This is a genomic window from Methylobacterium marchantiae, assembly GCF_042679825.1.
Lineage (GTDB): Bacteria > Pseudomonadota > Alphaproteobacteria > Rhizobiales > Beijerinckiaceae > Methylobacterium > Methylobacterium marchantiae.
The window spans coordinates 1-24372 of sequence record NZ_JBHTND010000045.1 but is presented as its reverse complement, the minus strand read 5'-3'; the positions used below and the strand labels follow the sequence as shown (position 1 = coordinate 24372).

The 24372-nt window shown below is 63.8% G+C and carries 19 protein-coding genes; 5 read left to right on the top strand and 14 right to left on the bottom strand.

The window, feature by feature from the left end:
* Positions 1–170: 170 nt before the first annotated feature.
* The 3 genes from ACFQ4G_RS20590 to ACFQ4G_RS20580 all read right to left on the bottom strand — a co-directional run bounded on the left by ACFQ4G_RS20590 (position 171) and on the right by ACFQ4G_RS20580 (position 5708).
* Complete coding sequence (locus ACFQ4G_RS20590; protein WP_238205566.1) at positions 171–2222, bottom strand: methyltransferase domain-containing protein; 2052 nt, start codon at positions 2220–2222, stop codon at positions 171–173.
* 4 nt (positions 2223–2226) lie between these two features.
* Positions 2227–4506 (bottom strand): class I SAM-dependent methyltransferase, encoded by a 2280-nt coding sequence (locus ACFQ4G_RS20585; protein WP_238205570.1) that lies wholly within the window; start codon positions 4504–4506, stop codon positions 2227–2229.
* A 212-nt stretch (positions 4507–4718) separates the two neighbouring features.
* Entirely contained in the window at positions 4719–5708 is a 990-nt protein-coding gene (locus ACFQ4G_RS20580) for a rhamnan synthesis F family protein (protein WP_238205572.1), read from the bottom strand.
* Positions 5709–6192: 484 nt separating this feature from the next.
* Here ACFQ4G_RS20580 and ACFQ4G_RS20575 point away from each other — a divergent pair, with 484 nt between their 5' ends.
* The gene (locus ACFQ4G_RS20575; protein WP_238205573.1) at positions 6193–7107 is read left to right on the top strand and encodes a rhamnan synthesis F family protein; all 915 of its coding nucleotides are present in this window, start codon (positions 6193–6195) and stop codon (positions 7105–7107) included.
* Positions 7108–7227: 120 nt separating this feature from the next.
* Here ACFQ4G_RS20575 and ACFQ4G_RS20570 read toward each other — a convergent pair whose 3' ends face one another.
* Entirely contained in the window at positions 7228–8184 is a 957-nt protein-coding gene (locus tag ACFQ4G_RS20570; protein WP_238205574.1) for a glycosyltransferase, read from the bottom strand.
* A 283-nt stretch (positions 8185–8467) separates the two neighbouring features.
* On the opposite strand from ACFQ4G_RS20570, the gene ACFQ4G_RS20565 reads away from it, so the two are divergent.
* The 3 genes from ACFQ4G_RS20565 (at position 8468) to ACFQ4G_RS20555 (ending at position 9781) form a co-directional block, all read left to right on the top strand.
* On the top strand, positions 8468–8665 hold the full coding sequence (locus tag ACFQ4G_RS20565; protein WP_238205575.1) for a ribosome modulation factor: 198 nt from the start codon (positions 8468–8470) through the stop codon (positions 8663–8665).
* Positions 8666–8795: 130 nt separating this feature from the next.
* Positions 8796–9128: a hypothetical protein gene (locus ACFQ4G_RS20560; RefSeq protein ID WP_238205576.1), complete on the top strand. Its 333-nt coding sequence runs from the start codon at positions 8796–8798 to the stop codon at positions 9126–9128.
* A 302-nt stretch (positions 9129–9430) separates the two neighbouring features.
* A complete protein-coding gene (locus ACFQ4G_RS20555) occupies positions 9431–9781 on the top strand; it encodes a translation initiation factor 2 (protein ID WP_238205577.1) in 351 nt (116 codons plus the stop codon).
* Between the two features lie 19 nt (positions 9782–9800).
* Here the strand turns inward: ACFQ4G_RS20555 and ACFQ4G_RS20550 are convergent, their stop codons facing one another.
* From ACFQ4G_RS20550 to ACFQ4G_RS20505, 10 genes are all read right to left on the bottom strand, one after another.
* Positions 9801–12782 carry a response regulator gene (locus ACFQ4G_RS20550; protein WP_238205578.1) on the bottom strand — a complete coding sequence of 994 codons (2982 nt, stop codon included), beginning with the start codon at positions 12780–12782 and terminating at the stop codon, positions 9801–9803.
* Positions 12783–12853: 71 nt separating this feature from the next.
* Entirely contained in the window at positions 12854–14248 is a 1395-nt protein-coding gene (locus ACFQ4G_RS20545; protein ID WP_238205579.1) for a pentapeptide repeat-containing protein, read from the bottom strand.
* A 4-nt stretch (positions 14249–14252) separates the two neighbouring features.
* Positions 14253–16163, bottom strand: a complete 1911-nt coding sequence (locus ACFQ4G_RS20540; RefSeq protein WP_238205580.1) for an AI-2E family transporter — start codon at positions 16161–16163, stop codon at positions 14253–14255.
* A 127-nt stretch (positions 16164–16290) separates the two neighbouring features.
* The gene (locus ACFQ4G_RS20535) at positions 16291–16671 is read right to left on the bottom strand and encodes a response regulator (RefSeq protein WP_238205581.1); all 381 of its coding nucleotides are present in this window, start codon (positions 16669–16671) and stop codon (positions 16291–16293) included.
* A 416-nt stretch (positions 16672–17087) separates the two neighbouring features.
* Positions 17088–17549 carry a DUF4126 domain-containing protein gene (locus ACFQ4G_RS20530; RefSeq protein ID WP_238205583.1) on the bottom strand — a complete coding sequence of 154 codons (462 nt, stop codon included), beginning with the start codon at positions 17547–17549 and terminating at the stop codon, positions 17088–17090.
* Between the two features lie 186 nt (positions 17550–17735).
* Positions 17736–18533: a lytic murein transglycosylase gene (locus ACFQ4G_RS20525; RefSeq protein WP_238205585.1), complete on the bottom strand. Its 798-nt coding sequence runs from the start codon at positions 18531–18533 to the stop codon at positions 17736–17738.
* A gap of 232 nt (positions 18534–18765) precedes the next feature.
* On the bottom strand, positions 18766–21102 hold the full coding sequence (locus ACFQ4G_RS20520) for a TonB-dependent receptor family protein (RefSeq protein ID WP_238205587.1): 2337 nt from the start codon (positions 21100–21102) through the stop codon (positions 18766–18768).
* A 67-nt stretch (positions 21103–21169) separates the two neighbouring features.
* Positions 21170–21550 (bottom strand): DUF2946 family protein, encoded by a 381-nt coding sequence (locus tag ACFQ4G_RS20515; protein WP_238205589.1) that lies wholly within the window; start codon positions 21548–21550, stop codon positions 21170–21172.
* Positions 21551–21576: 26 nt separating this feature from the next.
* Positions 21577–22977, bottom strand: coding sequence for a PepSY-associated TM helix domain-containing protein (locus ACFQ4G_RS20510; protein ID WP_238205591.1), 1401 nt, complete (start codon positions 22975–22977; stop codon positions 21577–21579).
* A gap of 42 nt (positions 22978–23019) precedes the next feature.
* Positions 23020–23412: a DUF2946 family protein gene (locus tag ACFQ4G_RS20505; RefSeq protein ID WP_238205592.1), complete on the bottom strand. Its 393-nt coding sequence runs from the start codon at positions 23410–23412 to the stop codon at positions 23020–23022.
* A 339-nt stretch (positions 23413–23751) separates the two neighbouring features.
* Here ACFQ4G_RS20505 and ACFQ4G_RS20500 point away from each other — a divergent pair.
* The coding region (locus ACFQ4G_RS20500) for a PAS domain-containing protein (RefSeq protein ID WP_379040970.1) at positions 23752–24372 on the top strand (621 nt) is incomplete at its 3' end.

Below are 24372 nucleotides of genomic sequence, written 5' to 3'. Positions count from 1 at the left end.
CTCACAGCCCAACCCTGGAGCCAGCCGCTCCACGATCAACCGTCGACTATGGGGCGTCGTGCGCGCATTCTGATGAGCGTCCATCCGAGGCTCCGGGGCCGGGGTTACAGGCTTCGCAACCACAGCCTCGCGCGACACCCTCGGATGGACAACCTCCATAGCAACGACAGCTAGAGGCGTCTCATTGCTACTTCTTCAGCAATCATCAAAGCGAAAGTATCGCGGTCAAAGCCGGGTCCCGGGCCATCGATTGTTAGGGCCACGAAAAACTCGTGCGCGCCTTGATGTTGAAATGAGCATTCTCGGAGTCTGATTTTGCCAAGATTATACAAATCTTCGATGAGAAGGCGAAAACTGGAAGGAACGAAACGCCAGCAATGCACGTCCACGTAGTCGCCAGATTGCCGCGCTAGTTCGGCCTGAGTCACCGCAGCATCAAGATCTCCGGCGAACCTGAGTTTTCCTACCGTTTGCGGCGACCATCCGATCGCGTCTCCGCGAAGGACATCGTAAGCGATGCTGGCCATGATGGCCATCGGCGCAGGCCGAGTCCGCTTCTCGTCATGGGCCTGAAGAACCTCACCAGCATAAGTGAGAGGTTGAAGTAGATCGAAGCAAAACCGCTTGTCGGGGACTGCAAGAACGAGTCGACCCTCTTTCTCTAAGAAATTTGCGCAATCATTGAGAAATGAAATCAAATCCGGTGTGTGTTCGATGACATGGCTGGCCAATATGAAGTCATAACAGCGATCCGCAGGGATCGTTTTGGCTAGTGGTTGTCCATTTGTCACATGGTCGACACACTCAATGCGATCAATGTCAACATTCAGGGTTCCTGCGTATTTTTTGCGAAGGCCGGATTGAGTAATATAATCTACTGTTTCGATGTTGAAACCTGCTGATTTTGGTAAAAGAGGGTTGTAGCTAGGGCCGATTTCTAAACCGAAGCCGTCCGACTTCAGCATCGACAATATACTATCGCGCCTCGTCACTTCTCGCTGGGTAACGAACTCCGTTTGCACAAATTCATTCGATAGATTAGCTAAACTGACTAATTCTCCAAACGCAGCGCGTTCGATCGCAGGCCACTGTTCCGACGATCCGTATCGTTTCCGCACGGACTTGGCTGCTTCCAATGCCACACTCGCGTAGCGTCCATTTTCAATCATGGTGATGGCAAGACGTATCTTGTCTGCCCACTCAAGTTCGTTCGCCAGCAGTCCCGTAAGGCCATCGTCGATTGCATTGCGAAAGGTAAATGTTGGCGAAGCGATCGTAAGAGTCGCAACAGCAGCCGCCTCAAAGAATTTCAGCTCTGACTTACTGTTTGTAAATATGTTGTCTTGAAGTGGAGCTAGGTTTACTTCTGTAGAGCCAATTATTCGTTGCAGATTAAGAAAATCAGTGAAGGGATGTATCTCGACTCTTTCCTTAAGGGAAGACAGGTCTGGATGCAGATCAAGCATTCCAACTATACGCAGAATAACAGAAGGGTTTTCTCGGAGTAGGTTGGCTAAGGTAGGTGCTATGATGGAAAAATCACGAGCATGGGTGGGAGATCCGCTAAAATAGCCGATGTGAATACGATCGCTTCTTGCCCAATTGGTTTTTTGCTTGATCTCGACAATGCTTCGACTTAGTGCGAGTTGTTCTTCGTTCAAGTAATTGGGAACTATCGAGGTGGGTAGGCCCGTGTCCGCGGCAATCTGAGAGGCTAAAAATAGATTCGTGGTAATGACGCCATCACACAGACGGAGTGCCGTACCCATTCGTCCAATATAGGAATACCAATAATCCCATGGTCCGCTCGGACCCGTATCCTGGTTGAGAGAACTCATTAGCAAGGGGACATGTCGCGTGTCGTAAACGAGATCGTCGAGATCGAACAGAACGCGCGCTCCCCGCCGACGCGCCCGACGGATCAATCCCTCCACATCATTGTCGAAGCGAACGCGACCAAGAATGAGAACATCGGCCGCATCGACGACGCCCTCAAGACGCTCACCATCGGCCTGACAGAACCAGCTTGCACTCGTGTCTGTAGAGACGGCATTGACAGTTTGTACGGTATTATAAACACGGTAGCGAAAAGTACTATTATCCGGCGTGGTATAATAATAGGCAATCCGACGTGGACGAGATATTAATGTGCGAAATCTTGTATCGAAATCAAGATCCCATGGATCACTGTAAGTGATCTGCTCGGGAAGACCTATGAACATAGTTCTAGACCTCTTCAAGCCAATCGATAGTTGATGCCATAGTTTGCTCCCAAGAGCGGTTCAAGCCTTGCCGTTCATAATTTGCCGTACGATCAGGGCCGTTTTTCACCAATGACACTCCTGAGCGTAGCCCTTCGAGCAGCGCGTCGACTGTGGGTTCCGCACAAATCAAGTTGTCGGAATAGGTAGAGAGAGACAGTTTCGAACCGTAGCTATTGGTTACGGCCACAGCGCCGCAAGCTGCCAAGTCGAGCGGAGGATAGCTTGGATGGGGTGTCAACATCAACGAAAGTCCGAGGTCCATGCTGCGTAGCATTGCTACGTATTTGTCCCAAGGAAGACTTTCGACAATGGTAATCGGCATGCCGCCAGGAAATGTCATGAGCGGCAGATCTCGGCCAATAAAATGGATGTTCCACTCGTTCGGCTCTAATATTCCTTGCTCAACCGCCGCATTGAGTGTTTCGAGCCCAAGCAGGTATAAATTTCGCGCATTATTCGGTCGTGCATAGAAAAAGAAATTTCTTTTTTGTCTCTGAACGCGGTCAGGGAAATAGGCATTGTCCGGAAAGGCGGGCTCAAACCACGTGGCATGTTCCCGAAGCCCCGTGACTCCTGTATCGTTAAGATGATCATAAAGTAGTTTTGTGTTTATTACTCTACGGAGCTCAGGCGTTTTCATTGTATTATAAGCGCGCAGCTGCTCGTCTCCATGCGGATAAAACATCCGTTCATCCTCTTGAAGGATGTAAACCACGCGCTCGCGCGGGACCGCTGAAAGAACATTCATTGTTGACCACCAGGACGTGGTGAGAAAAATATCTTCTTTACTCAAATCGATGGGACGGCCTGTCTTATCGAGGCTCGTATGACAGAATTCGATGTGTTCTGGCGGCAAGACTCCCAGCGAAACTAAAAGATTGGCGACGTTGTCACGCAGCGGTTCTGCGCGCAATGTCGAAATACGCAATGTTGCTCCACGACGCCTTGCCCAAAGTGCGGCAAGAATTGTAGCCGTGCCAACTCCACCGAAAAAACTATCAGCAGCAATGCTATCGGTTACCATGGTGATGCGCGGACGGACAGAACGAGCGATTGAAAAAACGGGTAGTGGGCGAAGGTCCAAACGGCTCCTATTGACGACATCTGCTGTCGTCAATGACGGCTTCGCAGCGGAGTGTGAGTGGTGAGTTGATCCGCTGAAGTTCGTTGCGTGCGATTTGCCGGATGCCGGCGCAAAAATGGAACTTGTCCGAGTTGCCCTGCGCTCGCGTAGATATCGTATCCGCGCCGGGGTACGATGTGGTGTGATGGCCCACCAGCACAAGCGCGCCGCTCGTCGTCCAAAACGACGGACCGGCGGGGAGACTTGGGAAGCGAGGGAGCGCACGGATGACGTCGCACGCCAAGTCGTGCTGCCTTCTATCGCGGCCAGACGCTCATTGACAATATGCAAGCGCTCAATCGCGTGAGCGTGAGCGTGTTGTGCCGTTGTAAGTTGCGCAGACAGGGCATCGAAGTCGCTCTGAAGTAAGCTTATCTTATTATTGTAATTGGTATATTGCTGCGACGACGATTGTTCTGCAGCCAGAAATTTTCTTTCCGCTGCATCAAGAGTACGTCTAGATTCTGTCAGAAGATGTAGAAGGCGAAGTTTCTCGATATAGACGCTGATGGCCGCGTCGCTCGGTTGCTGTCCCCGTCGTAACAGCATGGTGTGCGGCAATATGAAGGACGCGTCGTATATAAGATCAGGCCAAAGACCGTGTTGCCCGAATTGCTTGATCCAGTCGATTGGGGGGCGAACGTTGACGTGGGTTTTTTCTTGGAAATCGTAAGGCGAAGATGAAAACATAACGGTATCGGTCGCCTGTGAGATATGTTCGACCGCCTTGGTCGCCTCGGCGGATGGCATATGTTCCAAGACTTCAATGCAAGTTATCAGATCGTAGCGCCCAGTGATTGGATCAGCCAAAGACGCTACGGAACAATGCTCTCGCATGTCCGCGCGTACGTTTGCGATGGCGAATTCTGATATATCTGCGCCTTTGGCCTCGATACCACGATCCCAAAACGCTTCCACGACCATCCCGAGCGCGCAGCCAGCATCAAAGACCGTCTTTGGAGCAATCGATCTGATAATATGTTCGACAATGGTCGAATAAAAATTCAGCCAGGGCGCCGAACGCTCGTAGGCATCCGGACCACAGCCCGTAGCGTAATAGTTTTGATCAAATAATTGATCGTCATCATGACTGAGATTTTCATTTTTTTTAGCAGTCAAGACTTGTTCCTTTCCAAAAAGTGTGTGTCCGTCTTTGCATTTTCTATCTCGACTTGGATCTCATGCGACCGATAATTTCAAGAGGAATATTCTATGCTGACGGCGAATGCGAGCGATTGGGATGGATGTCAAGCTTTTATACAACAATTATGTGTAATGTTAATCAGCCTTCACTCGGCGAGCGTGAATCGTACAGTAACTTATGGTCCGGGTTATTTTCGCATACGTTGTCTGAGGGGGGCGCCAATATAATAAATACGACGCATCAGCCCACGCATCGTTTTCTGAAATTGCAAATATATCAGATTGGCGCGGCCTGCAAAGCGACGCCCACTTGCAGCGAGGAAATAGTCGCGTTTAACAAAAAACTGTAGATCCCTGCGGCGGGCTGGTAGATTGTGGAGATATGGAATGGTGTGTTGCCGTCCCTTCGACGTACGGACGAGATGATCTTCGATCATCGGCACGAGCTCTGGCCGTCGCGCTATGACAATGTCTTTCCATTTATGGAGCGATGCGATCCGGCAAGGGTTCACTCGTAGAAGCTCAATTTTGAGGAAAGGTATATTTGCTATTTCTACAAGCTCCCACCATAAAAAATGACTGTAATTCGATGGTATATTTAATTTTTTGCCATTTTCAAAAGTGCCGTCGAACAAAGATCTCATGCTAAATCCGCTGGCAATCAAGCTTTGCGAAAGATCGATTTCGCCTTTTTGAATGATGTCGACCTTTGCCATTTCTTGAAATTCTTGTGCGAACACGGCTCGGAATGCTGAGCTGTTGTATACCGCAGGCTCGAAGATGATGAGCCAGCTTTGAAGATGGGGTGCAATTTCTGGACTTTCGATCATTCCGTAGAAGTCGGCTGAGACGCTTGTCAGGCGCGCAAGTGCGTGATTGAGATCGCCAATCGGACCATAGACACTGTCGTTCGCAATCATCAGCTGCCCGGAGACTTGCCCAGCGTAACGCTCGATGCCGAGCCCCCACGAGGCGAAGTCATGCCCCCGGTTCTCGCGAAGAATGACGTCGTGAGACACGGATCGCAGGCGAGAAATGTCTTTCTCGGAAAGGCGTGATGTCGAGATGACGACAATCTCGAACCCGGTCGCCCGCAGTGCCTCAAGATAATAAATCACATAATCTGCGACCAAGTCATCCTGGTCAAAATGCGCGAACAAACACAAATTATCGAACATAAAAATATCCAGAATGATGGACGGCAAAGAGGGGCGGGTATTTTGAACTAAAGTATGCCGTTACCGAGGATGGTGTGTTATTCTATTCTGTTAAGTGTTGCTCGAGCATTTATCAAGGTGCCTCCTTGACGCCGGGTTACAGTCAATTCTGGCTATGAGCATAAGAGAAATTTTGCGACAGACTACGGGACTTTCACGTCTCCCACGACCCGGATCGGGCCATTCATGCCGCTTCCATACATCCGTGAAGCATCGCGCGGCAATGCGGACGAGCGTATGTCGTCGCTGCTCGTGTCTTCCGATGGGTGACCGGCTCGAAAGGTTCCGTGAGAGGCGATGCCTTCCGGCCTTCGCGGCACGGCGGAGCGAGCTATCGAGATGCCGGTGCGGGGGGCGTCGGTCTCCGCGGCGTCTGCGATCATGCGCACGACTTGGAATGGTCAGTGAAATCCCCTACTGCAGAGTGCATGGACGACCTTCTACAATGCGGCCTCTCGCTCGTCGCAAGGCCAAGCACGTGGCGTTGCCGGCGCGCTTGACGGCCATGGGCCGTCTCGGGTTTCGTTCTCACGCCTACGCCCGCCATGTCTACCAGAAGATCGCGGCGCTCACGATCGGCGCCGCCTTCGTCTCGCCGGTCGGACACCGCATGCGGCGGATGGCGGCGCGGTTCAGCAAGCCCGCGCATCGTCCGAACGTCCGGACTGCGGTCGTCGCGCACTTGTACTATCTCGATCTCTTGCCGGAGATCCTTGCCTGCCGGGCGGCGCTGCCCGATGGCGCCCCGCTTCACCTCACGGTTCCAAGCGATCGAGTCGAGCAGGCCCAGATCCTGCTCCGAGGCATTCCGGCGACGGTCATCCACCCTTGCGAGAATCGGGGCCGCGACATCGCTCCGTTCATCGCATTGCTCAATGCAGGGACGTTCGCGGCCTACGATGCGGTCCTGAAGCTGCATACCAAACGCAGTCCGCATCTGCTGGACGGCGAAATCAGACGTAAACTTCTGTTCAGCATGCTGGCGGGTGGGCAAAACGCGACCCGGCGGCTGCTGGCTGAGTTCGAAGCGCCTGATACCGGTCTCGTCGGCTGGAAGGCCTGTTACCGGGCAGCACCATCCTACTGGATGGCTAACGAAGCACGGGTTCGGGCGATCACGCGGCAGATGGGCATACCAGACGATGCAGTCCGACTGGGCTTCTTCGAGGGATCCATGTTCTGGTTTCGGCCAGTAGCGCTCACGCGCCTGCGGCATCTCCATCTGCGCCCAGAGGATTTCGAGCCTGAGGCTCGACAACTCGACGGGACCCTCCACCATGCCATCGAACGGTGCTTCACCATTTCTGCCCGGGCCGATGGCTTCCGTGTTAGTGGTCTCGACGGGCAGGTCCTGAGGTAATGCACGGGCCGCGTGCCGTCCGATTTCTGGCCATGAGCATGTTTCGACCGCTTCCGACCATGCAGCGCCAAGACGTCCTCCGTCATGGGCGCCTGGACGGGTGCTAATCCGCATGCTGGACTACTCGGACTGCCTGAACGTCTTCGCGTGATTGTCCTGCCGGTGTGCCGACCGCCCGAGCACGATCTCCGGCGGTCCGAGTTTCGCACGGGCGCCGTCCAGCAGGCCATGCCAAAGAGCTGCTCGGACCTCGCGCGAGAGGCGGTTCTGCGCGAGATACACGACGATGCGGAGGGGTAGAACGAGCAGCGTTTTCGATTTGTGGGCGAGGGGCACGTGGCTCATGCGCAGCATGGCCAACTGGTTGCGCAGGAAGGTGTAGAGGCGCCGCGGCGGCTGGTCGGTCGGCGAGAGGCCGAAGGGAAGCCGGATCAGGCCGCGCCCGAGTTCGTGCGGCATCAGGACATCGTTCGCGATCCAGATCGAGTAGCCGCGGTGGTTGGCCCGCATGCACCATTCGACATCGATGGCGTCGATGAAGAAATCCGCCCGGAACGGGCCGACGCCGCGCGCCGCCTCGCAGTTCACGAGGGAGCCCGACGAGATCACGAACTGGACCCGGGACGCATGGGCCTCGTCCGCTGCGCTCCCCTGTCCGGGCGGGGATTTCATCGGCTTGCCGGCCCAATCCGTCGGGCGCGGGCCGACGATGGCGGGCCGCGCTCCGCTCGCACGCAGGTGCGCGTGAAGGGCGGCCAGCCGCGGAACCGTGCCGAGGGGCGGCAGGCTGTCCTGGTCCAGGAGAAACAGGAACGTGTCCCCATGCGCGACGGCATGATCGAGAAGATCGTTGTAGGCGGTCCCGAGGCCGAGATTGCCGTCGGGCCGCATCACCGTCAGGCGCGTGCCGGCCGCAGCGTCCTGCAGGCGCTTCTCCTCCTGAGGAGAGACCGCGGAATTGGCGTAGATCACGACCTCGCGGACGTCGGGGGCGACGACGCCGACGAGCCGAAGGAGATTCGCCTCGTCCGGATGATAGATGACGATCCCTGCAATCGTCTGCGGTTGCGCGGACAAGGCTGCTTCCCGATGCGGCACGTGAAGGCCGGACTGCCATTCCCGGAGCCGCTGCGCAAGCCGGAGACGAACACGGTGCCGGGTCCCGGCTCTCGCAGGCGATCCGAATGGGCCATGGAACCGATGGTCGTCGAGGCCGTTTGGAGATGGCTAAGAGACTCTCCCTTCACCCGCCCGGCCCCGGCCGCGGCGGGTTTTTCGTCGCAGGACGGAAGCGGGTTCGATCTTCTCGCCCGATCTCGCGTTTCCTCGATCCTGACTCACACGGGATAGGAAGCGAGCCATGAGCGACGGTGCCACTGCAAGCGACAGCCCCTTCATCAAGGGGCGGAACGCCCGCCTCTACGGCAAGGCACGCGACGATTGCCCCTATTCCGAGGGCAGCGACGATCACGCGGCCTGGATTCAGGCCTACGACGAGGCCGCCGGCGATGACGGCGCAACCGAAACCGGGAACATCGATCCGCAAAAGGAGAGGTGATCGTAGCTCGCCGGTCGGAACCGGCCGAACGGCGCTGCTCGTCGGTTCCGGTGGAAGGAAGCCTCGAAGACCGGAAGCTGATCATGCGATAAGTGATCCGGCCTGTCCCCTTCGGAAGCCGGAGCCGCGCATGAATGGACGAAGCCCGAGCCGCGGGGACGGTGCACGCGTCCTGTCCCAGCACATCCTGCCCAGCGCCGGCACGATGATCGGCGTCTGCACGACGCTGGTCGGATTGGTGAAGATCGCAGAGGCGCAGATCGGCCCGAGCCATGTGGACGAGGCCGTCTCCCTGACGGCGATCCTGTTCCTCGCAAGCGCGGCCGCCTCGTATCTCTCCATACGGCTCGACGACGACCGCCCCCTTGCCATTCGGCTAGAGCGTGTCGCCGATATCTGCTTCGTCGTCGGCCTCCTCGGCCTGTCCACGATCACGCTCCTCTTCGCCTACGAGACGATCTGACCCGTCGCCACGCTTCATCGTCGCGCTCGAGTTCGCGGATGGCCGGCGTTCGACTTCTACTTGCGATGAGAGACGTCGGCGCGGATGGTCGACGGATGCCTGTGCATCGGTGACGCGCCTGCCGAATACCACCCTTGCGAGATAGTCGTCTCAGCGGCACAACCCGTTGCCGGCTGAAACAGCGGCATTGGGGGGACGTCATGGCGGGGCGGATTCGTGTGGCTGCGGCAATGGTCGCGGTGGGTATCGGTGTGGCCGGCCTCGGAGCGTGCGGTAGCATCACGCGCGGAACGTCGGAGAAGATGGCGTTCCAGACCGAGCCGCCGGGTGCGATGATGACCAGCACCAAGGGCTATGCCTGCCCGGCGACGCCGTGCTCCCTCGATGTCGATCGTTCCGACGAGTTCGACGTCACCTTCGAAAAGCCCGGCTTCCGGCCGGAAACCATTCCGGTCCGAACCAAGGTCGTGGGAACCGGGGCGGCGGGCATGGCCGGCAACGTCATCGCCGGCGGCATCATCGGCATCGGTGTCGACGCCGCCACGGGGGCGGCCTTCGACCATTTTCCCAACCCGGTCGTCGCCACCCTGGTCCCGGACAGCCTCCCCAGCGCCCAGCGTGAACGCAGGCGGCGCGGCAAGACGGGCGTGTGAGAGCAGACGCTCCGCCTTTCTACGAGGCCACCAGGGAGCGGAGGGCGTCGGAGAGGTCGGACAGGCTGAGCTGGCCCTTTTGAAGCACCCTGTCGGCCTGACCGGCGAGACGCCGGCGGTCGTCGGCGGTGACGTCCTTGGCGGTGAGCACCACCACCGGGATGTCCCGCCATTCCGGCTTCGCCCGCAGGGTGCGCAGGAAGCCGAACCCGTCCATCTCCGGCATCATCAGATCAAGGAGAATGAGGCAGGGCTTCTTGACCGCCACGGCCTCCAACCCGGCACGGCCGTGCTCGGCCGAGGTCACGCGCCAGCCCTCGCGGGTCAGCATCGCCGTCATCCGCTCGCGCACGTCGGCATCGTCGTCCACGACGAGCACCGGTCCGTCGGACGCCGTCGCCTTGAACCGCTCCATCGCCTCCTTGAGATGTCCCCATTCGATGGGCTTGTGCAGATAGTCGGTGGCGCCGAGGGAGAAGGCGAGGCTCTGTTCGTCGAGGACCGTCACCATGATCACCGGCGTCGCCCCGAGGTCGGGATCGGCGCGCAGGGCGCGCAGCACCGACCACCCGTCCATGCGCGGCATCGTCACGTCGAGGAGGATCACGCGGGGCCGGATCCTGCGCGCCGCTTCCAGGCCCTCGCGGCCGTCGGCCGCGCTCGCGACCTGGAAACCGTCCTTCTCCAGGAATCGCGTGAGGAGATCGCGGGTGGCCGGGTCGTCGTCGATGACGAGGACCTGATCGCCGGTCCTCGGCGCTGTGGATGGGGGCGAAGGGGAATGCCCGTCATGCGCCGCCTCTTCCGTTGCCGGCCTCGATTCGCGGTATTGCGCGGGGATCCGGATGGTGAAGGTCGTGCCCTCGCCCTCCCGGCTCGCCACGTCGATCTGGCCCCCGAGCATGGTGGCGAAGGCCCGCGTGATCGCGAGGCCGAGGCCGGTCCCGCCGAAGCGCCGGGTGGTCGAGGCATCGGCCTGGGTGAAGCGCTCGAACAGCTTGGCCTGCTGCTCCGGATTCATGCCGATGCCGGTATCCGTCACTTTGAAGACGAGCCAGCCCGAGCCGGTCCCGCCCTCGTGCACGGCCGAGAGGAGGATCCGTCCGTTCTCGGTGAATTTCGCCGCGTTGCTCAGCAGGTTGATCAGGCACTGGCGCAGCTTGGTCTGGTCGGTTTGGGCGATGCCGAGATCGCCCGCGAGGTCGAGGACGAGGGTATTGCCCTTCTTGCCGATGAGCGCGTCCACGGTGGAGGCCACCTCCCGCACCATCTCGGCGACGGGGAAGGCCTCGGCATAGATCTCCATGCGCTCGGCCTCGATCTTCGAGAGATCGAGGACGTCGTTGATCAGCCCGAGGAGGTGGCGCGCATTCGCCTCGATCTTGCGCATGTCGGCGAGCAGGCTCTCCTGGCCGAGATCCTCCATCTCCTCCTGCAGCATCTCGGAATAGCCGATCACCGCGGAGAGCGGGGTGCGCAATTCGTGGCTCATATTGGCGAGGAACTGGCTCTTGGCCCGGTTGGCTTCCTCCGCCGATTCCTTGGCGGCTTCCAGCGCCTGCTCGGCCTCTTTGCGCGCGGTGATGTCGCTATGGGCGCCGACCCATTCGCGGACCTTGCCGGCCTCGTCGAGGATGGGCACGCCGCGCACGGCCATGTGGCGCCAGACGCCGTCGTGGCGGCGCAGGCGGTGCTCGATCTCGTAGAGCGTCACGTTGGAGACGGCATGGTCCCAGGCGTGTTGCGTCTTCTCGCGGTCGTCCGGGTGGATGGCGGCCAGGAAACCGTGGCCTGCGGCTTCCTTCGGGGTCTGGCCGGTGAAGCGGGTCCATTCGGACGGCGCGACGGCGAAGCCGCCATCTGGCGGCGTCGCCCAGACGATGGAGGAGGTCGCCTCGGTGAGGGAGCGGAAACGCTGCTCGCTCTGGCGCGTACGCTCCTCGGTGAGCTTGCGCAACGTCTCGTCGGTGACGACGAAGCCGACGCCGTCCACGGTGCCGCCGGTGATCCCCGACGAGCCGGGCAGTGGATAGACGCTGACCTGGAGGTGGCGCACGCCGCCGGGCGCGCTCGGGGTCGGTACGGCGACGTCGATGTCGGGCGTGATCAGTCCCTTGTCGCGCGCAGCCTCGAATTTCGGCCGGAGCAGGCCTTCGAGCTCCGGGATCACGCTCCAGATCGGGCCGCCGAGCGGTGCCTGGAATCCACGCGCGTTCATGGTCTCCAGGGCGCGGTTCATGTGACGGATCGACAGGCTGTGATCGAGGAAGCCGAGTCCCACGGGGGCGTTGGCGAGGACGCCGTCGAGGAGCGCCGTCATGCGCTGGCTGTCGCGCCGGCGCAGCAGGGCGATGCGGCCCAGCAGTCCCATCGCCGCCAGGGCCGAGCCCGCGCAGACGAGGGACAGGATCAGTCCCCGCCAGAACTCCGTCGTCTCGGAGCGGGCGAGGCTGTCGCGGGCATGGTCCTGGCCGATCCGCGTCGCTTCGCGGATGCCGTCCATCATGCGCTTGCCCTCCCCGGTCCGGACCAGGGTCACGGCCGCGTCGAAGCCGCTGGCATCCCGCGCTTCCACCACCCGGCGGGCGAAATCCCGCTCACCCGTAATCAGGGTCCGCAGCTCCCGGCGCCGGGCGGTTCCGGGGTCGGCGGATTCCGATTCCAGCCGGTCGAGCTCGCCGATCTGGCCGTCGAGGGTGTCGAGCGCCCGCTTGTAGGGGGTGAGGTAGTTCGGCAGACCCGTCAGGGTGTAGCCGCGCATGCCCGTCTCGAGATCCTTCATCGTCGAGAGCAGGCGCTCGTTCAGCGTGATGACGTCGTGCTGGCGGGTGGCTTCCATGCGGCTGCGCTCGGCGAACACGTAGTTGGCGAGGCCGGCGACCACGGCGACCGCGAATAGCCCGAAAGCCACGGGCGAGCCGGGAATGCCCTGCAGGGCGGTGGGAACGGTCTTGGGGCCGCGCCAGCGCCACAGCCGTCGGGAGGAGGTCTGGTTGTCCATCGGGGCGGCTCGCGGTGGTGTCGATTGCGGGTCGGTGGGATCGCGCTTGGCCGAAGGGCTGGCCGGTGGGCCTATCGTCTCAGCCGGTTGCCCAGCACGAAGCCGAACAGGCCCATCAGGATGATGCCGGCGGCCCCTTCGATCCCGACGAGGAGGTTGGTGAAGCGCCCGACCGGCTTGACGCCGATTTCGGGCGGGTTGGCCGTCATCATGTTGAGGGCGCTGTAGCTGAGGAGGTCGAGGGGATTGTAGGTCGCGGCACCGTTGCCGCCCTCCGGGATCAGCCCTCCGGCGATGCCGAACAGGGCACCGAACACGCCGATGAGAATCACGAAGGCGCGGGCGATGCGCGACAGGCTCTCGCCGTAATCGCAGAGCCATTCCACGAACCGGTCGGCGACCCAGCGATAGCCCGATTGCAGGACGGGCTTCCAGGTCCGGGGCGCCCGGGTCCGCCGGGCCCAGGCCGCACGAGCCTCGGCGCCGGCATGGAGGCGACCCATGCGACGGCCGCGCTTGTAGGCCCAGCTCGCCTCGTCGTGGCTGCCGATGCTCTTCATGTTGTGCTCGATGGCGAGGTAGCTCGCCTGTGCGGCCTCGTACTCGCCAGCGATCTCCTCGCCCACCGCGCCGCCCAGCTGATCCGCCCGGAAGCGGACGCCGGTGAGGAGAGCACCGGAGAACCGTGCATGGCGCAGGCGGCAGGACATCAGGTTGAGGCGCACGAGGTTGGTGTCCGACAGGTCGGCCCCGGACAGGTCGGCGCCGTCGAGGGCGACGCCCGAGAGGCTGGCGCCGCGCAGGCGCGAGCCGTTGAGCCGCGCCTTCTTCAGGCTGGCCCCGTCGAAATTGGCGAAGGTCAGGTTCATGTCGGAGAGGTTCGCCTCGTCGAGGCGGCCCCCCTCGAACCGGCTGTAATCGGCGTCCGCACCGGTGAAGTCGGCGCCCCAGAGGTCGGCGCGCGCGAAGCTCGCCCCGTCGAGGAGAGCGCGTTGCATCCGCGCGAAGCGCATCGTCGCCCCGGTGAAGTCGGCATCCTCCAGCATCGCATCCGGGAAATGCGCCTCGCCGCCGACGATGCCGGTGAAGTTCGCGCCGCTGCAATCGGCCTCGCTGAAATTCGCCTCTTCCAGAATGGCACCCTCGAACCGCGCGGACCGGGCCAGCGCGCCGACGAGGGAAGCACCGGACAGGTTGGCGCCGGACAGGTCCGCCTCCACCAGATCGGCCCCGTCGAGCTGCGCGCGCGCCAGGGCGAGCCCGCGATGCTTGCCGTCCCACCAGGGCGGAGGCGCTTCACCGGGAGGGATGCGCGTCAGCAATGCTTCTCGCCCGGCTCGGAGGCCGGACAGGGCGAGACCATCGCCATCCGCTCGAAACGGGACGTCCCCCGCCTCCGCGATACGGGCGAGGAGCCCGTCGGTCGCGGCATGGGAGGGCACAGGATCGGAAGCGCGGTCGGTCATGGGACTAGCCACGTCCCGCTCGGGTCGGTGCCGCGAAGCGCAGGGCCGCATCGAGGGCGTCGTTGAGCGAGGTCACCAGCACATCGGCGGAGGTGGTGCGGCGCAGGCGGTCGAGGGTGGAGGGATCGCGCTCGCGCCAGAACCCGACCAGCACCTTCACGCCGGGCAGTTCCTTGCGCGCCTGACGCACGGTGAGGCGGATCTGCGAGAGGCTGACCGGTTCGAGATAGGAGAAGCAGATCATCGCGATCTCTTCGGCCCGTTCGGGGCGCTTGTCCGCGCGCAGGTCGGCGAGCGACGTCATCTGCGCGGACAATCCGTGCCGCCCCACGATCTGGCTCAGCATCAGCGTCGCTGCCTCGTCGAACGGACCGCGGCTCGAAACGCACAGGATCGGCGTGCGCCCACGCCAGTTCGTGGCGAGGTCTTCGCGGGCCAGTACGATGTCGGCGGTGCTGCGGTCGGGGCCGGCGGCGGCGATGGCGGCGGCCGCCTCCGCACTGCCGGTGGAACCGGATTTCTTGATCGGCGCGAGCTTCAGCCTGTCCACGACGGTGCGGATCGCCGCGCCGACCTCGCCCTGGCGCTCGCGGTCGAGGGCGCCGCGAGCGAGGTCGTCCTGCGCCAGCCGAAGGCCGGCGAGCACCACCTCGTCGTAATAGGTCACCAGTGCCCGCGCCTTCAGCACCTGTCGGCCCTGCTCGATCGCTTCGGCCGGGTCGCCGGCGAGCATGCGCTGATAGAAGATCTCGGGTGGCGCCAGCGCCGGCTGATCGCCGAGGATGACGTCGAGGAACCAGAGCCGATCGACGTGGCGGCCGAGGACGACGAGGCAGACGGTGATCGGCGTCGCCAGCACGAGGCCGATGGGTCCCCACAGGAAGGTCCAGACGGTGGCGGCCAGGATGACCGCCAGCGGCGAGAGGCCGGTGGAATGGCCGTAGAGCAGCGGTTCGACCACGTGGCCTGCGATGGGCTCGACGATGAGGAACAGCAGTGCGGTGGCGATGACCATCGACCAGCCGGGATCCACCGCCGCCGCCAGGACGAGGGGCAGCAGGGCGCTGATGGCGCCGCCGATATAGGGGACGAAGCGCAGGATCGCCGCCAGCACGCCGAACAGGATCGGGCTCGGCACGCCGATGAGCCAGAGGCCGGTTCCGATGACCGCGCCGAAGGCGATGTTGAGGGCGAGTTGGGCGAGGAAGAACCGGCTGAGCCGGCTCGTGGCATCGTCGATGGCGGCCGTGGTGCGGCGCAGGTCGCCCGAGCCGGCGAGCCGGATGGCGCGATTCCGCAGGTCCTCGCGCTGCAACAGGATGAAGATCGTGAACAGGAGGATGAGGCCGGCGGTGGCGAGCGGATGCAGGATCGGCCCGACGAGAGCGCCCAGCGTCGTCGTGAGCGCGGCCTGCGGCGTCGTGACGATGACGTGGAGCGGGTTGGCGTGACTTCCCGAGCGGCCCGGCAGGTCTTCGTCCTTCGGCGGCGCCGGCTGCAATTCCTCGCTGAGGTCCTGCGCCATCTCGACGATGCGCGACAGCGTCCCGCTTCCCGAGGTCGCCTCCTTCACCGAAGCGATCTTTTCGCGGATGGTGATCTGGTAGCGCGGCAGGTCGGAGGCGAGCTGCCCCGCTTCGGTGGTGATCAGCAGCCCGACGCCGATCATCGCCGCGAACGCCGCGACCACCACCAGGGGAGCTGCCGCGGCGCGCGGCACGAAGGCCCGCCGCAGGAGGCGCACGGCGGGCACCAGGACGAAGCTCAGCAGGATCGCCAGGACCACCGGAACGATGATGTCGCGACCGAAATAGAGCATCGACGCGATGGTGACGACCATCAGGCACGAGGCCAGGATCGTGAACACCGGCATCGCCTGCCGCAGCAGCCGCGCGGTGATGGGATCGTCACTCATGCCGATCGTCACTCATTGGTGATGGGAGCCCGGGGATGGGAGCCCGGGGAATGGGGGCTCGTCTCGACGCATGCCACTCGCAGCCCTTTGCCGACGGGGGCGCGAATGCTCAGACCGGGATTAGACGTCAGCCCGGGGATGCCGCGGTTCCGAGCGCCGCGCCGATCTGGGTGAGGAGCTTGGAGAAGTCGATGGGCTTCGGGTGATAGTCGTCGCAGCCGGCCTGGATCGCCTTGTCGCGGTCGCCGAGCATGGCATGGGCGGTGAGCGCGATGATCGGGATGCCCCGCGTGTCGCCGCTGGATTTCAAGGCACGGGCCGCCGACCACCCGTCGAGGACGGGCAGGTTCATGTCGAGGAGAATCACGTCGGGGCGCCCGGCGCGGGCCTGCTGCACGCCTGCCTCGCCGTCATGCGCCAGGATGACGTCGTAGCCGCGTCGTTTGAGACGGCGGGAGAGAAAGTCCCAGATCTCTTCGTGATCTTCCACCAGCAGGATCTTGGCCATCAACGAAACTCCGGCATCATCTCAACCCAACGACTCGGTACATGCTCGTGTGATCGGTCGTCCGGGAGACCAAGAATCCCGTTCGTCCGCTGACCCGTGTTCAGAAAATACGCCCTCGCCCGAGTTCCGGAGCCGTATATTCGGCGAGGTCGATCGAGGTCTGCACGGGGTCTCGGTCCTCTCCTCGTCGGACACCACGCGGAGGGCTCCCGGAGGCGAGGCTTCCTGGTGTCAGGCGTGACGATGAACTGCAACGCACCAATCGCGCTTACGGTCCGTGAGCTCGACAATTCTGTCGATCGCCGCAGGCGGAACGCGTCGAGGGAGGGCGGAACGCAGGGCCGCGATGCTGCCATGCGGGATGATCGACCGGCAACCGGCCAACGCCCACCCATCGGAGCCGCCGCCGCGAACCGCTACAGCGCACTCACGACGAGGGCCGCCGCGACGATGGCGGCGCCATCCTCGACAAGGGCCGCGGGCCGGTCCGAGCCGAAGGACGCGGCCATCCCCGCCCGCGCTCTGGCACCTCCCAGCGTGCCGATGACGGCTCCGACTGCGCCAGCGAGGCTTCCGGCGAGGGGCTGCCCCGACCCGACACCGATGGCGCCGCCGCACAGGGCGCCACTCACGAGCCGCGCGGCGAACTGCATCGGCACGGTGCGGCTCGGGGTGGCGGGAAGCTGGTCCGTCACGAACTCGGCGAGCGCCAGGGCGGTGAGGATGAAGGGCGTGTACCGGTAGCCGAGGAAGGCGAGCCAGCTTCCCTCGAGGGAGAGCCAGCCGAGACTGGCGGCCCAAGCGATGGCGGCCGGCGCGGTCATCGTGCGAAGGCCCGCCACGAGCCCGATCAAAACCGCAAGAACGATCCCGGTCATGGCACGTCTCCGGTCGCGACGCCGGCATCGATGCCGCGACGTCTCATCGCTAACGCGGAGACGACCGATTCGTCGCGGCGCCTGTCGATCCGTACCGATCCTGCGCCGACGCCACCGATCCGCCGGCCATCCCAACCCTGGGAAAGGCCCGGGTCGCCCACGATCCCGCACCGGGCCTTCGACCGATCAGTTGCCGTCGATCTGGCGCCCGAGCTGCGCGATCGCCCGCTGGTACACGGTGGCCGCGTTCCATCCCTGGATCGCCGCGAAATTCGGCTCGCCGGGCTGATAGCCCGCTCCGGCCCTCCAGCCATGACCCTTGAGGAAGTTGGCGGTGGCGTTCAGCGCGTTGGGGATGCTGTCGAGGCTGCCGCCGGTGCTGTAGGTCAACACGTTCTTGGGCAGGAACTGGGTATGGCCGACCTCGCCATGGGCAGCGCCGCGGGTCGACGCGTTGAGGATGCCGCGATCGACGAGGGTGAGGGCCGCGTAGAGCTGGTCCGTGAAGAAGGCCGAGCGGCGGCAATCGTAGGCGAGCGTCGCCACGGCGGACAGCGTGTTGATGTTGCCGCGCACCGCACCGAAGCCCGTCTCCATGCCCCAGATCGCCAGCAGCGGCCCGGCCGGAACGCCGTAGCGCTGTTCGATCGAGTCGAACAACGCCGCGTTGGTCTGCTTCAGCTTGCGCCCGCGGGCGACGATGGTCGGACCGCCGCGCTTGGCCAGGAACTGGTCGAGGGTCAGGCGGAAGCTCTTCTGGCCCCGGTCGGCCGAGATCGTGGCCGCGGAATAGGACGTGTCCATCAGTGCGGCCAGGCTCGCGGCGCTGGCGCGTCCCCTCGCCTCTTCCGAGAACTGGGTCTTCCAGGCCTCGAAACCGCTGGCCGTGTTGCCGCACTGCGCCGCCTGCGCCGCGCTGGTCACGCAGGCCAAGGCGCCGAAGCCGGCGGCGATCGACACCGCCCTGTAGCCGCGTCTGGTCATCCGAAACTCCCTTGTCGCAGCAGGTCTATGGATGCCGCCGACTTTGCCGATCGACCTAAGCCGTTCCGCCTGGGAAGGCTACAACCTTGCTGAGGTGTCGGAGCGTGCCGCTACAGTTCCCGCCGGGATGTGATCTTCCGGTTACCACCCTGACCTTCAGCGAGTGCGCTGCAAGCGCTCGACGGGCCGCGATGGCGACGGGCCGGATGCGCCATCCGGCCCGTCGCCGGCATCAGAAGGACAGCCTCATCCCCGCGACCACGTTGCGGGGCGCCCCGGCGAAGACCGAGCCGGTGGTGGCCGCGAGACTTGCCGCACCGTTCTGCAGCCCGCTCGTGGCGTTCAGGGAGTTCGCGAGGTTCTGGGCCGAGGAGAGGTAGGTCTCGTCGAAGACGTTGCGGACTTCCGCGTAGAGGCTGATGCGTTTGGCGTAGCCGCCTGTGAGGTCGGCCGCGTAATGGACGTTGGCGTTGACGATGGTGTAGCCCGGCGCCTTCAGCTGGTTGGCGTTGTCGATGAAGAACCCGTCCTGGAATACGGCTTCCACATAGGCACCGAGGCCGGCGAGGGGGCCGGTCGGCTGGTCGTAGCCGATGCGGGCGAGAAGCTGATGGGCGGGCACGCCGGGAATGGCGTTGCCGGCGCGGTCGAACCGATTGGTGAAGGTGCCGGCGCTGAGCTGCTCGACGTAGCGCGTGTAGATCTGGTCGTCGAACGTATAGGCGGCCACCGCGCGCCATCCGGGCGAGAAGGCCCAGTCGGCCGCGAACTCTATGCCGCGATGCTCCGAGGCCGGGGCGTTGAACGTGTAGCTCAGGAGCCCGGCGCCGGGGGATTGCGACACGAGCTCGTTGCGGAAGAACTCGTAGAAGCCGGTCAGGCTGAGGCGCAGGTTCTCGGTCGGTGTCCAATCGGTGCCGAGGTCGAAGCCGAGATTCTCCTGGGTCTGGAGCCGGGTGTTGTTGCCCGGAAGGCCGGCGGGGGTGACGAACAGGTTGCTCGCCGCCGGCGTGGTGTAGCCCGTCGCCGCGCGTCCCCGGAATGCCCAGGCGGCGTTCGGCCGATAGACCAGAGCGAGTTCCGGCGCGACGTTGAGGAAGCTCCGGTCGGTGGTCGCCACCGTCGTCGTCCTGCCGGAGGCCGAATAGCCGTAGGCGACGCTTCGCCCGGTGATGGTGGTGTTCTCGGCGCTGATGCCGAGGACGCCGGTCCACTGGTCCGAGAGCGCGACCTCGGTCCGTGCCCGGCCGCCAAGATTCGATTGCACCGCCTCCTGCTCGCCGATCAGGGCGCCGAGCGTCGGCCCGCCATAGGGCGCGCGGTTGAAGGTGGTGATGTGGTTGTCGATGGTGTTGTAGGCGAGCGCCACGTAGCCCACCGCCGGCAGACCGAAGAGGTCGCCGCGCCGGGTCAGGTCGGTGAGGAAGTTCCAGGACGGGTAAGAGCCGCGCGACGAGGTCGTGTAGAAGGGCTGGTTGAAGTTGCGCTCGTCGAAGCCGAGCTGCGTGCGCCACGTGGTCTGCGCGTCGATATCGTGCTCCCAGCGCGCCGCCACGATGGTGCGGCGGTCCTTGCGGCCGAAGCCGCCCTCATCCGCCGTGACGGGGATCCTGGCACCGTAAGCCCCGTTGGCGAAGAGCCCGGTGAGGGTGCAGCCCGGCGCCGCCGTGGCCGCCGTGGCGCAGCCGCGCTGATACGGATTGATCCGGAACTGGTCGAGGGAGGACCGGGCGGGCAGGTCCGCATTCACCTCGTTGTTGATCACCTTGAGGGTGAAGCGGTTGTCCGGGGTCGGGGTGTAGCTCGCCAGCAGGTTGATGGTCTGGGTGTCGTAGGAGGAATGGTTCTGGTAGCCGTTGCCGCGGGCGTCGCTGGCGAACAGGCTGATCTCCACCGGACCGCTGACGCCGCCGACGGTGAAGGAGTTGCTGAGATAGCCGAAGCTGCCCGCATCGATGCCGACCTCGTAGCCGTCGATCTCGCGCCCCGTGCGCGTACGGAAGGCCAGCGCGCCGCCGGTGGCGTAATTGCCGAACAGGGCCGATTGCGGCCCACGGAACACGTCGATCCGGCCGTAAGCGCGCGGATCGACGAGGTCGAAGCGCGAGGCGCCGTCCGGCTGGGTCAGGATGAACCCGTCCTCCAGGACGACCATGTTCTTGGTGACGCCGGTGGAGCGGGCATTGTTGCCGCGGATCGAGATGACGACGTCGCGGGCGCCATTGCCCTGGCGCACGGTGATGCCCGGGCTGTCGAGGAGGACCGAGCCGATATTGGTGGCCGGGCGGTTCGCGATGGTCCCGTCGCGCCCGACCTGGGTCACGACCTGGCCAACCGGCCGCTCGATGACGCTGGCCGCAGAGCCTTGGGGCGATGCGACGCCGAAGCCGCCGCGTCCGGGCTCTCCGACGACGGAGAGTTCCGGCAGCGTGACGCCGTCGTCGGTGGCCTGCGCGCGGGCGTCGGTGCCCGCGATCGGCAGGGCGGCAAGGACCAGGGTGGCAGGGACGAGGATGGCGCGCGCGGTGCCGATGCGGCGTGGGGCAAGAGACAGTCTGGAAAAGGACATGGAAGGGGTTCGTTCCGGATCGCGACAGGGGTCGAGACGCCGTCCTGAGACGGCGCGCGGCGCTGGATCAGGACGCGGACGGCGGTGCCCGCGCTTGGCCGGAACGACGATGCGGGCGGTCGGGCGAGGCGGGCGGCGGGATCGGCCAGACGAGGGCGTGCCATGCCTGACGCCGCGCCACCGACGGTGCTTGCGGGAGGATCGGACTCGACAGGCCGACGGCACAGAGCGGGCAGGCTTTGCAGGAGGTCGAGGCGGGGGCTCTGTCCCCGATGGCGGGGGCGTTCTCCGAATGCCCGCAGATCGCCGAATGGTCGAGGCCGGCAACCGCCGCGGGAATTTGCAGCGCCGCCAGCGGCGCGATCGCCTGTCCCCACAGGGCGAGCAGGATCAGCCCGCTGCCGAGGCAGAGGCGCATGGCGCGAAGCAGGGAGATGAGGTCGGTCACGGGGGGCTGCTCCCGCGTCGAAGGCGTCAGGCCGCCACCGGTCGCCTCGTTCCGCGCCGGATGGCCTGGATGCCGAGATCGATGCCGATCATGGCGAGGATCGCGAGGCCCGTCAGCGGAAACAGCGCGCCGAGGCCGAGGACCAGCAGGGTGACGGCGGCGGCGATCCGGCGATCGCGCGGCCAGGGCGGGACCCCGAGACCGTTCGCCGGTCGCCGCTTCCACCACATCGTCGCGGCGGTGACGCCGAGCAGGATGGTGGCGAGGCAGAAGGCAAGCATCGCAAATTGATTGAGGCGGCCCCAATACTCGCCCTTGTGCAGGCCGATCCCGTACTGGATCGCCTGTCCCACTCCGCCGAGATCGGCGAATCTCACGTCCAGAAGGGGTGCGCCGGTATATTGGTCGAGGGAGATCAGCCGCTGGCGATCCACGTCGCGGGGATAGATCGCGGCGGCATAGATTCCGGTCGGGCCCGTCGGCAGGGCGATCTCGTAGCCGCGCGGCATGCCGAGACCTTCGAGGATGGCGGTCGCCCTATCGAGGCCGATGGCCGGCGTCTCGGCCCGCTGCGAGACCGGCATCGGTGCGTCCTCCATGGTCCAGCCGGTATTGCTCAGCCTGTCCTTCATCGGCACGGCGGAGACCGTCCTGGCCGCCCAGAGGGCGCGGGGCTGGCCGAGCCCGGCTTCGTTGGACAGGGCCCGGAGCTGCTGGCCCCACCAGACCGACCAGGGCAGTCCGGTGAGGGCGAGGAAGAACAGGCCGCCCCCCGCCACGAGACCCGTCACCGCGTGGAGATCCCGCCACCAGACGCGCTGGCCCGGCCTCGCCCGGATGGTGACGACGCCGCCCCGCTGCCCACCCCCCTGCCCGCGCGGCCACCACAGATAGGTGCCCGTGACGACGAGGATGATGGCGAATCCCGCCACCACCTCGACGATCCCATTGGCGACGGTGCCGAAATAGCTGAGGCTGTGAAGGCGCCTCACCACCATCATCGGGTCGCTGTCGGCGGCCACCGTGTCGAGCACGTCGCCGCTATAGGGATCGAGGTAGACGATCGTCTTCGAAATGCCCTCGGTCATGGTGACGAGGGCCGGTGAAGTCGCCGTGCCAGGATCGGTGAAGGTCACCGGCACGCCGCCCGGAACGGCCTCCGAGGCATTGTAGACGAGGCGGCTCGGGCTCAGGGGAGCGCGGCTCTGTGCCGCCACCTCGGTCCGATGGGCGAACAGAGTGCCGTTGATCTCGTCCTTGAACAGGTAGATCGCCCCGGTGGCCGAGAGCAGGATCAGGAACGGCAGGCAGAGCAGGCCGGCATAGAAATGCCAGCGCCAGACGGCGCGATAGATACCGTCGCGCGATGCGCGCATGGCGAGACGTGCGCGGGGCGCCGGGGACGCGCTCTGTAGGAATAAGGTCATCGGGAAAGGTCCGGGTCCGAGCGATCGGGAAAGGCTGATCGGTCAGACGGCGGGAGGACCTCGAGGACTCGACGACCGGTCGGGGGGCGCCCGCGCCTTGGCGATCACCAAAGCCGGTCGAGTGGGGCGGGTGGCGGCGCGGATCGGCCAAGCGATCGTCGCGAACGGCCCTTCCGGTTCCGGAAACACCTGCGCGACATGGGCCAGGATGCAGCAGGAATGCCGGCAGGCCGCAGCCCCGTCGGCGGGAACGTCGTCGACAGGAGGCTGGTCCGAGGAGGCCTGCGCCTCCCCATGCGCGCAGATGGCGCCGCCGGGCAGGGGGAGCAAAGGGGACGCCATCGGCGCGAGCAACGCCTGCAGGCAGACGGCATACAGCGCGATCACGGCGATGATCGCGCGAATCTCGACCGTGCCCAGCAACAACGTCCGCATGGCCGAGCCTTACCGGAAGGTCTCGTCGAGCGTCAACGCATCAGGTCCGATATCCGGAAGGAGCGATCGGTCGAGCCCGTCTCCTCGCGAACGTCGCGTTCCAAACCCGAGGGGGCGAGGCGAGCGTGCCGGCTTTGTTGACAATCGGAGCCTCATGTACGGTCGGGGCCGTCAGCTTCGAATGCTCGTTTAATAAAATAAAGGAGCCGCATTGGAGACGAAACGCCACGGCGGATGCTTCGAACCGATCCGATGCATTCGAAAAAGTAACTAATATGGCCGATCGTATTTCATGCCGGGCGCGGTGACCGGTATCCATCTCGTGCGATTGGTCGAACGATGAACTTTTTCCGTAGCAATGACCTGACGTCCAAGATCGAGGCCCTGGATCGCTCCCAGGCGATCATCGAGTTCGGGACCGACGGCACGATCCTGACCGCCAACAGGAACTTCCTCGACGCGGTCGGCTACGATCTCGCCGAGATCCAGGGCAAGCATCACAGCCTGTTCGTCGATCCGGCGTTCCGGGAGAGCCAGGAGTACCGCGCCTTCTGGACAGCGCTCGCCGCCGGCACTTTCCAGTCCGGCGAGTTCAAGCGCATCGGCAAGGGCGCCCGCGAGATCTGGCTGCAGGCCACCTACAACCCCATCCTCGGCCGCGACGGCCGGCCCACGAAGATCGTCAAGTTCGCTTCCGACATCACCGAGCGGGTGATGCGCTCGATCAACCACGAGGGCCAGATCAAGGCGCTAGACAGGTCGCAGGCGGTGATCGAGTTCGCCCTCGACGGCACCATCCTCACCGCCAACAAGAACTTCCTCGACGTGATGGGCTACAGCTTGGCCGAGATCCAGGGCCGGCACCACGGCATGTTCGTCGATCCCGATCTGCGCGCCGGCGCCGAGTACAAGCGCTTCTGGGAGAATCTCGGACGCGGCGAGTACCAGGCCGACGAGTAC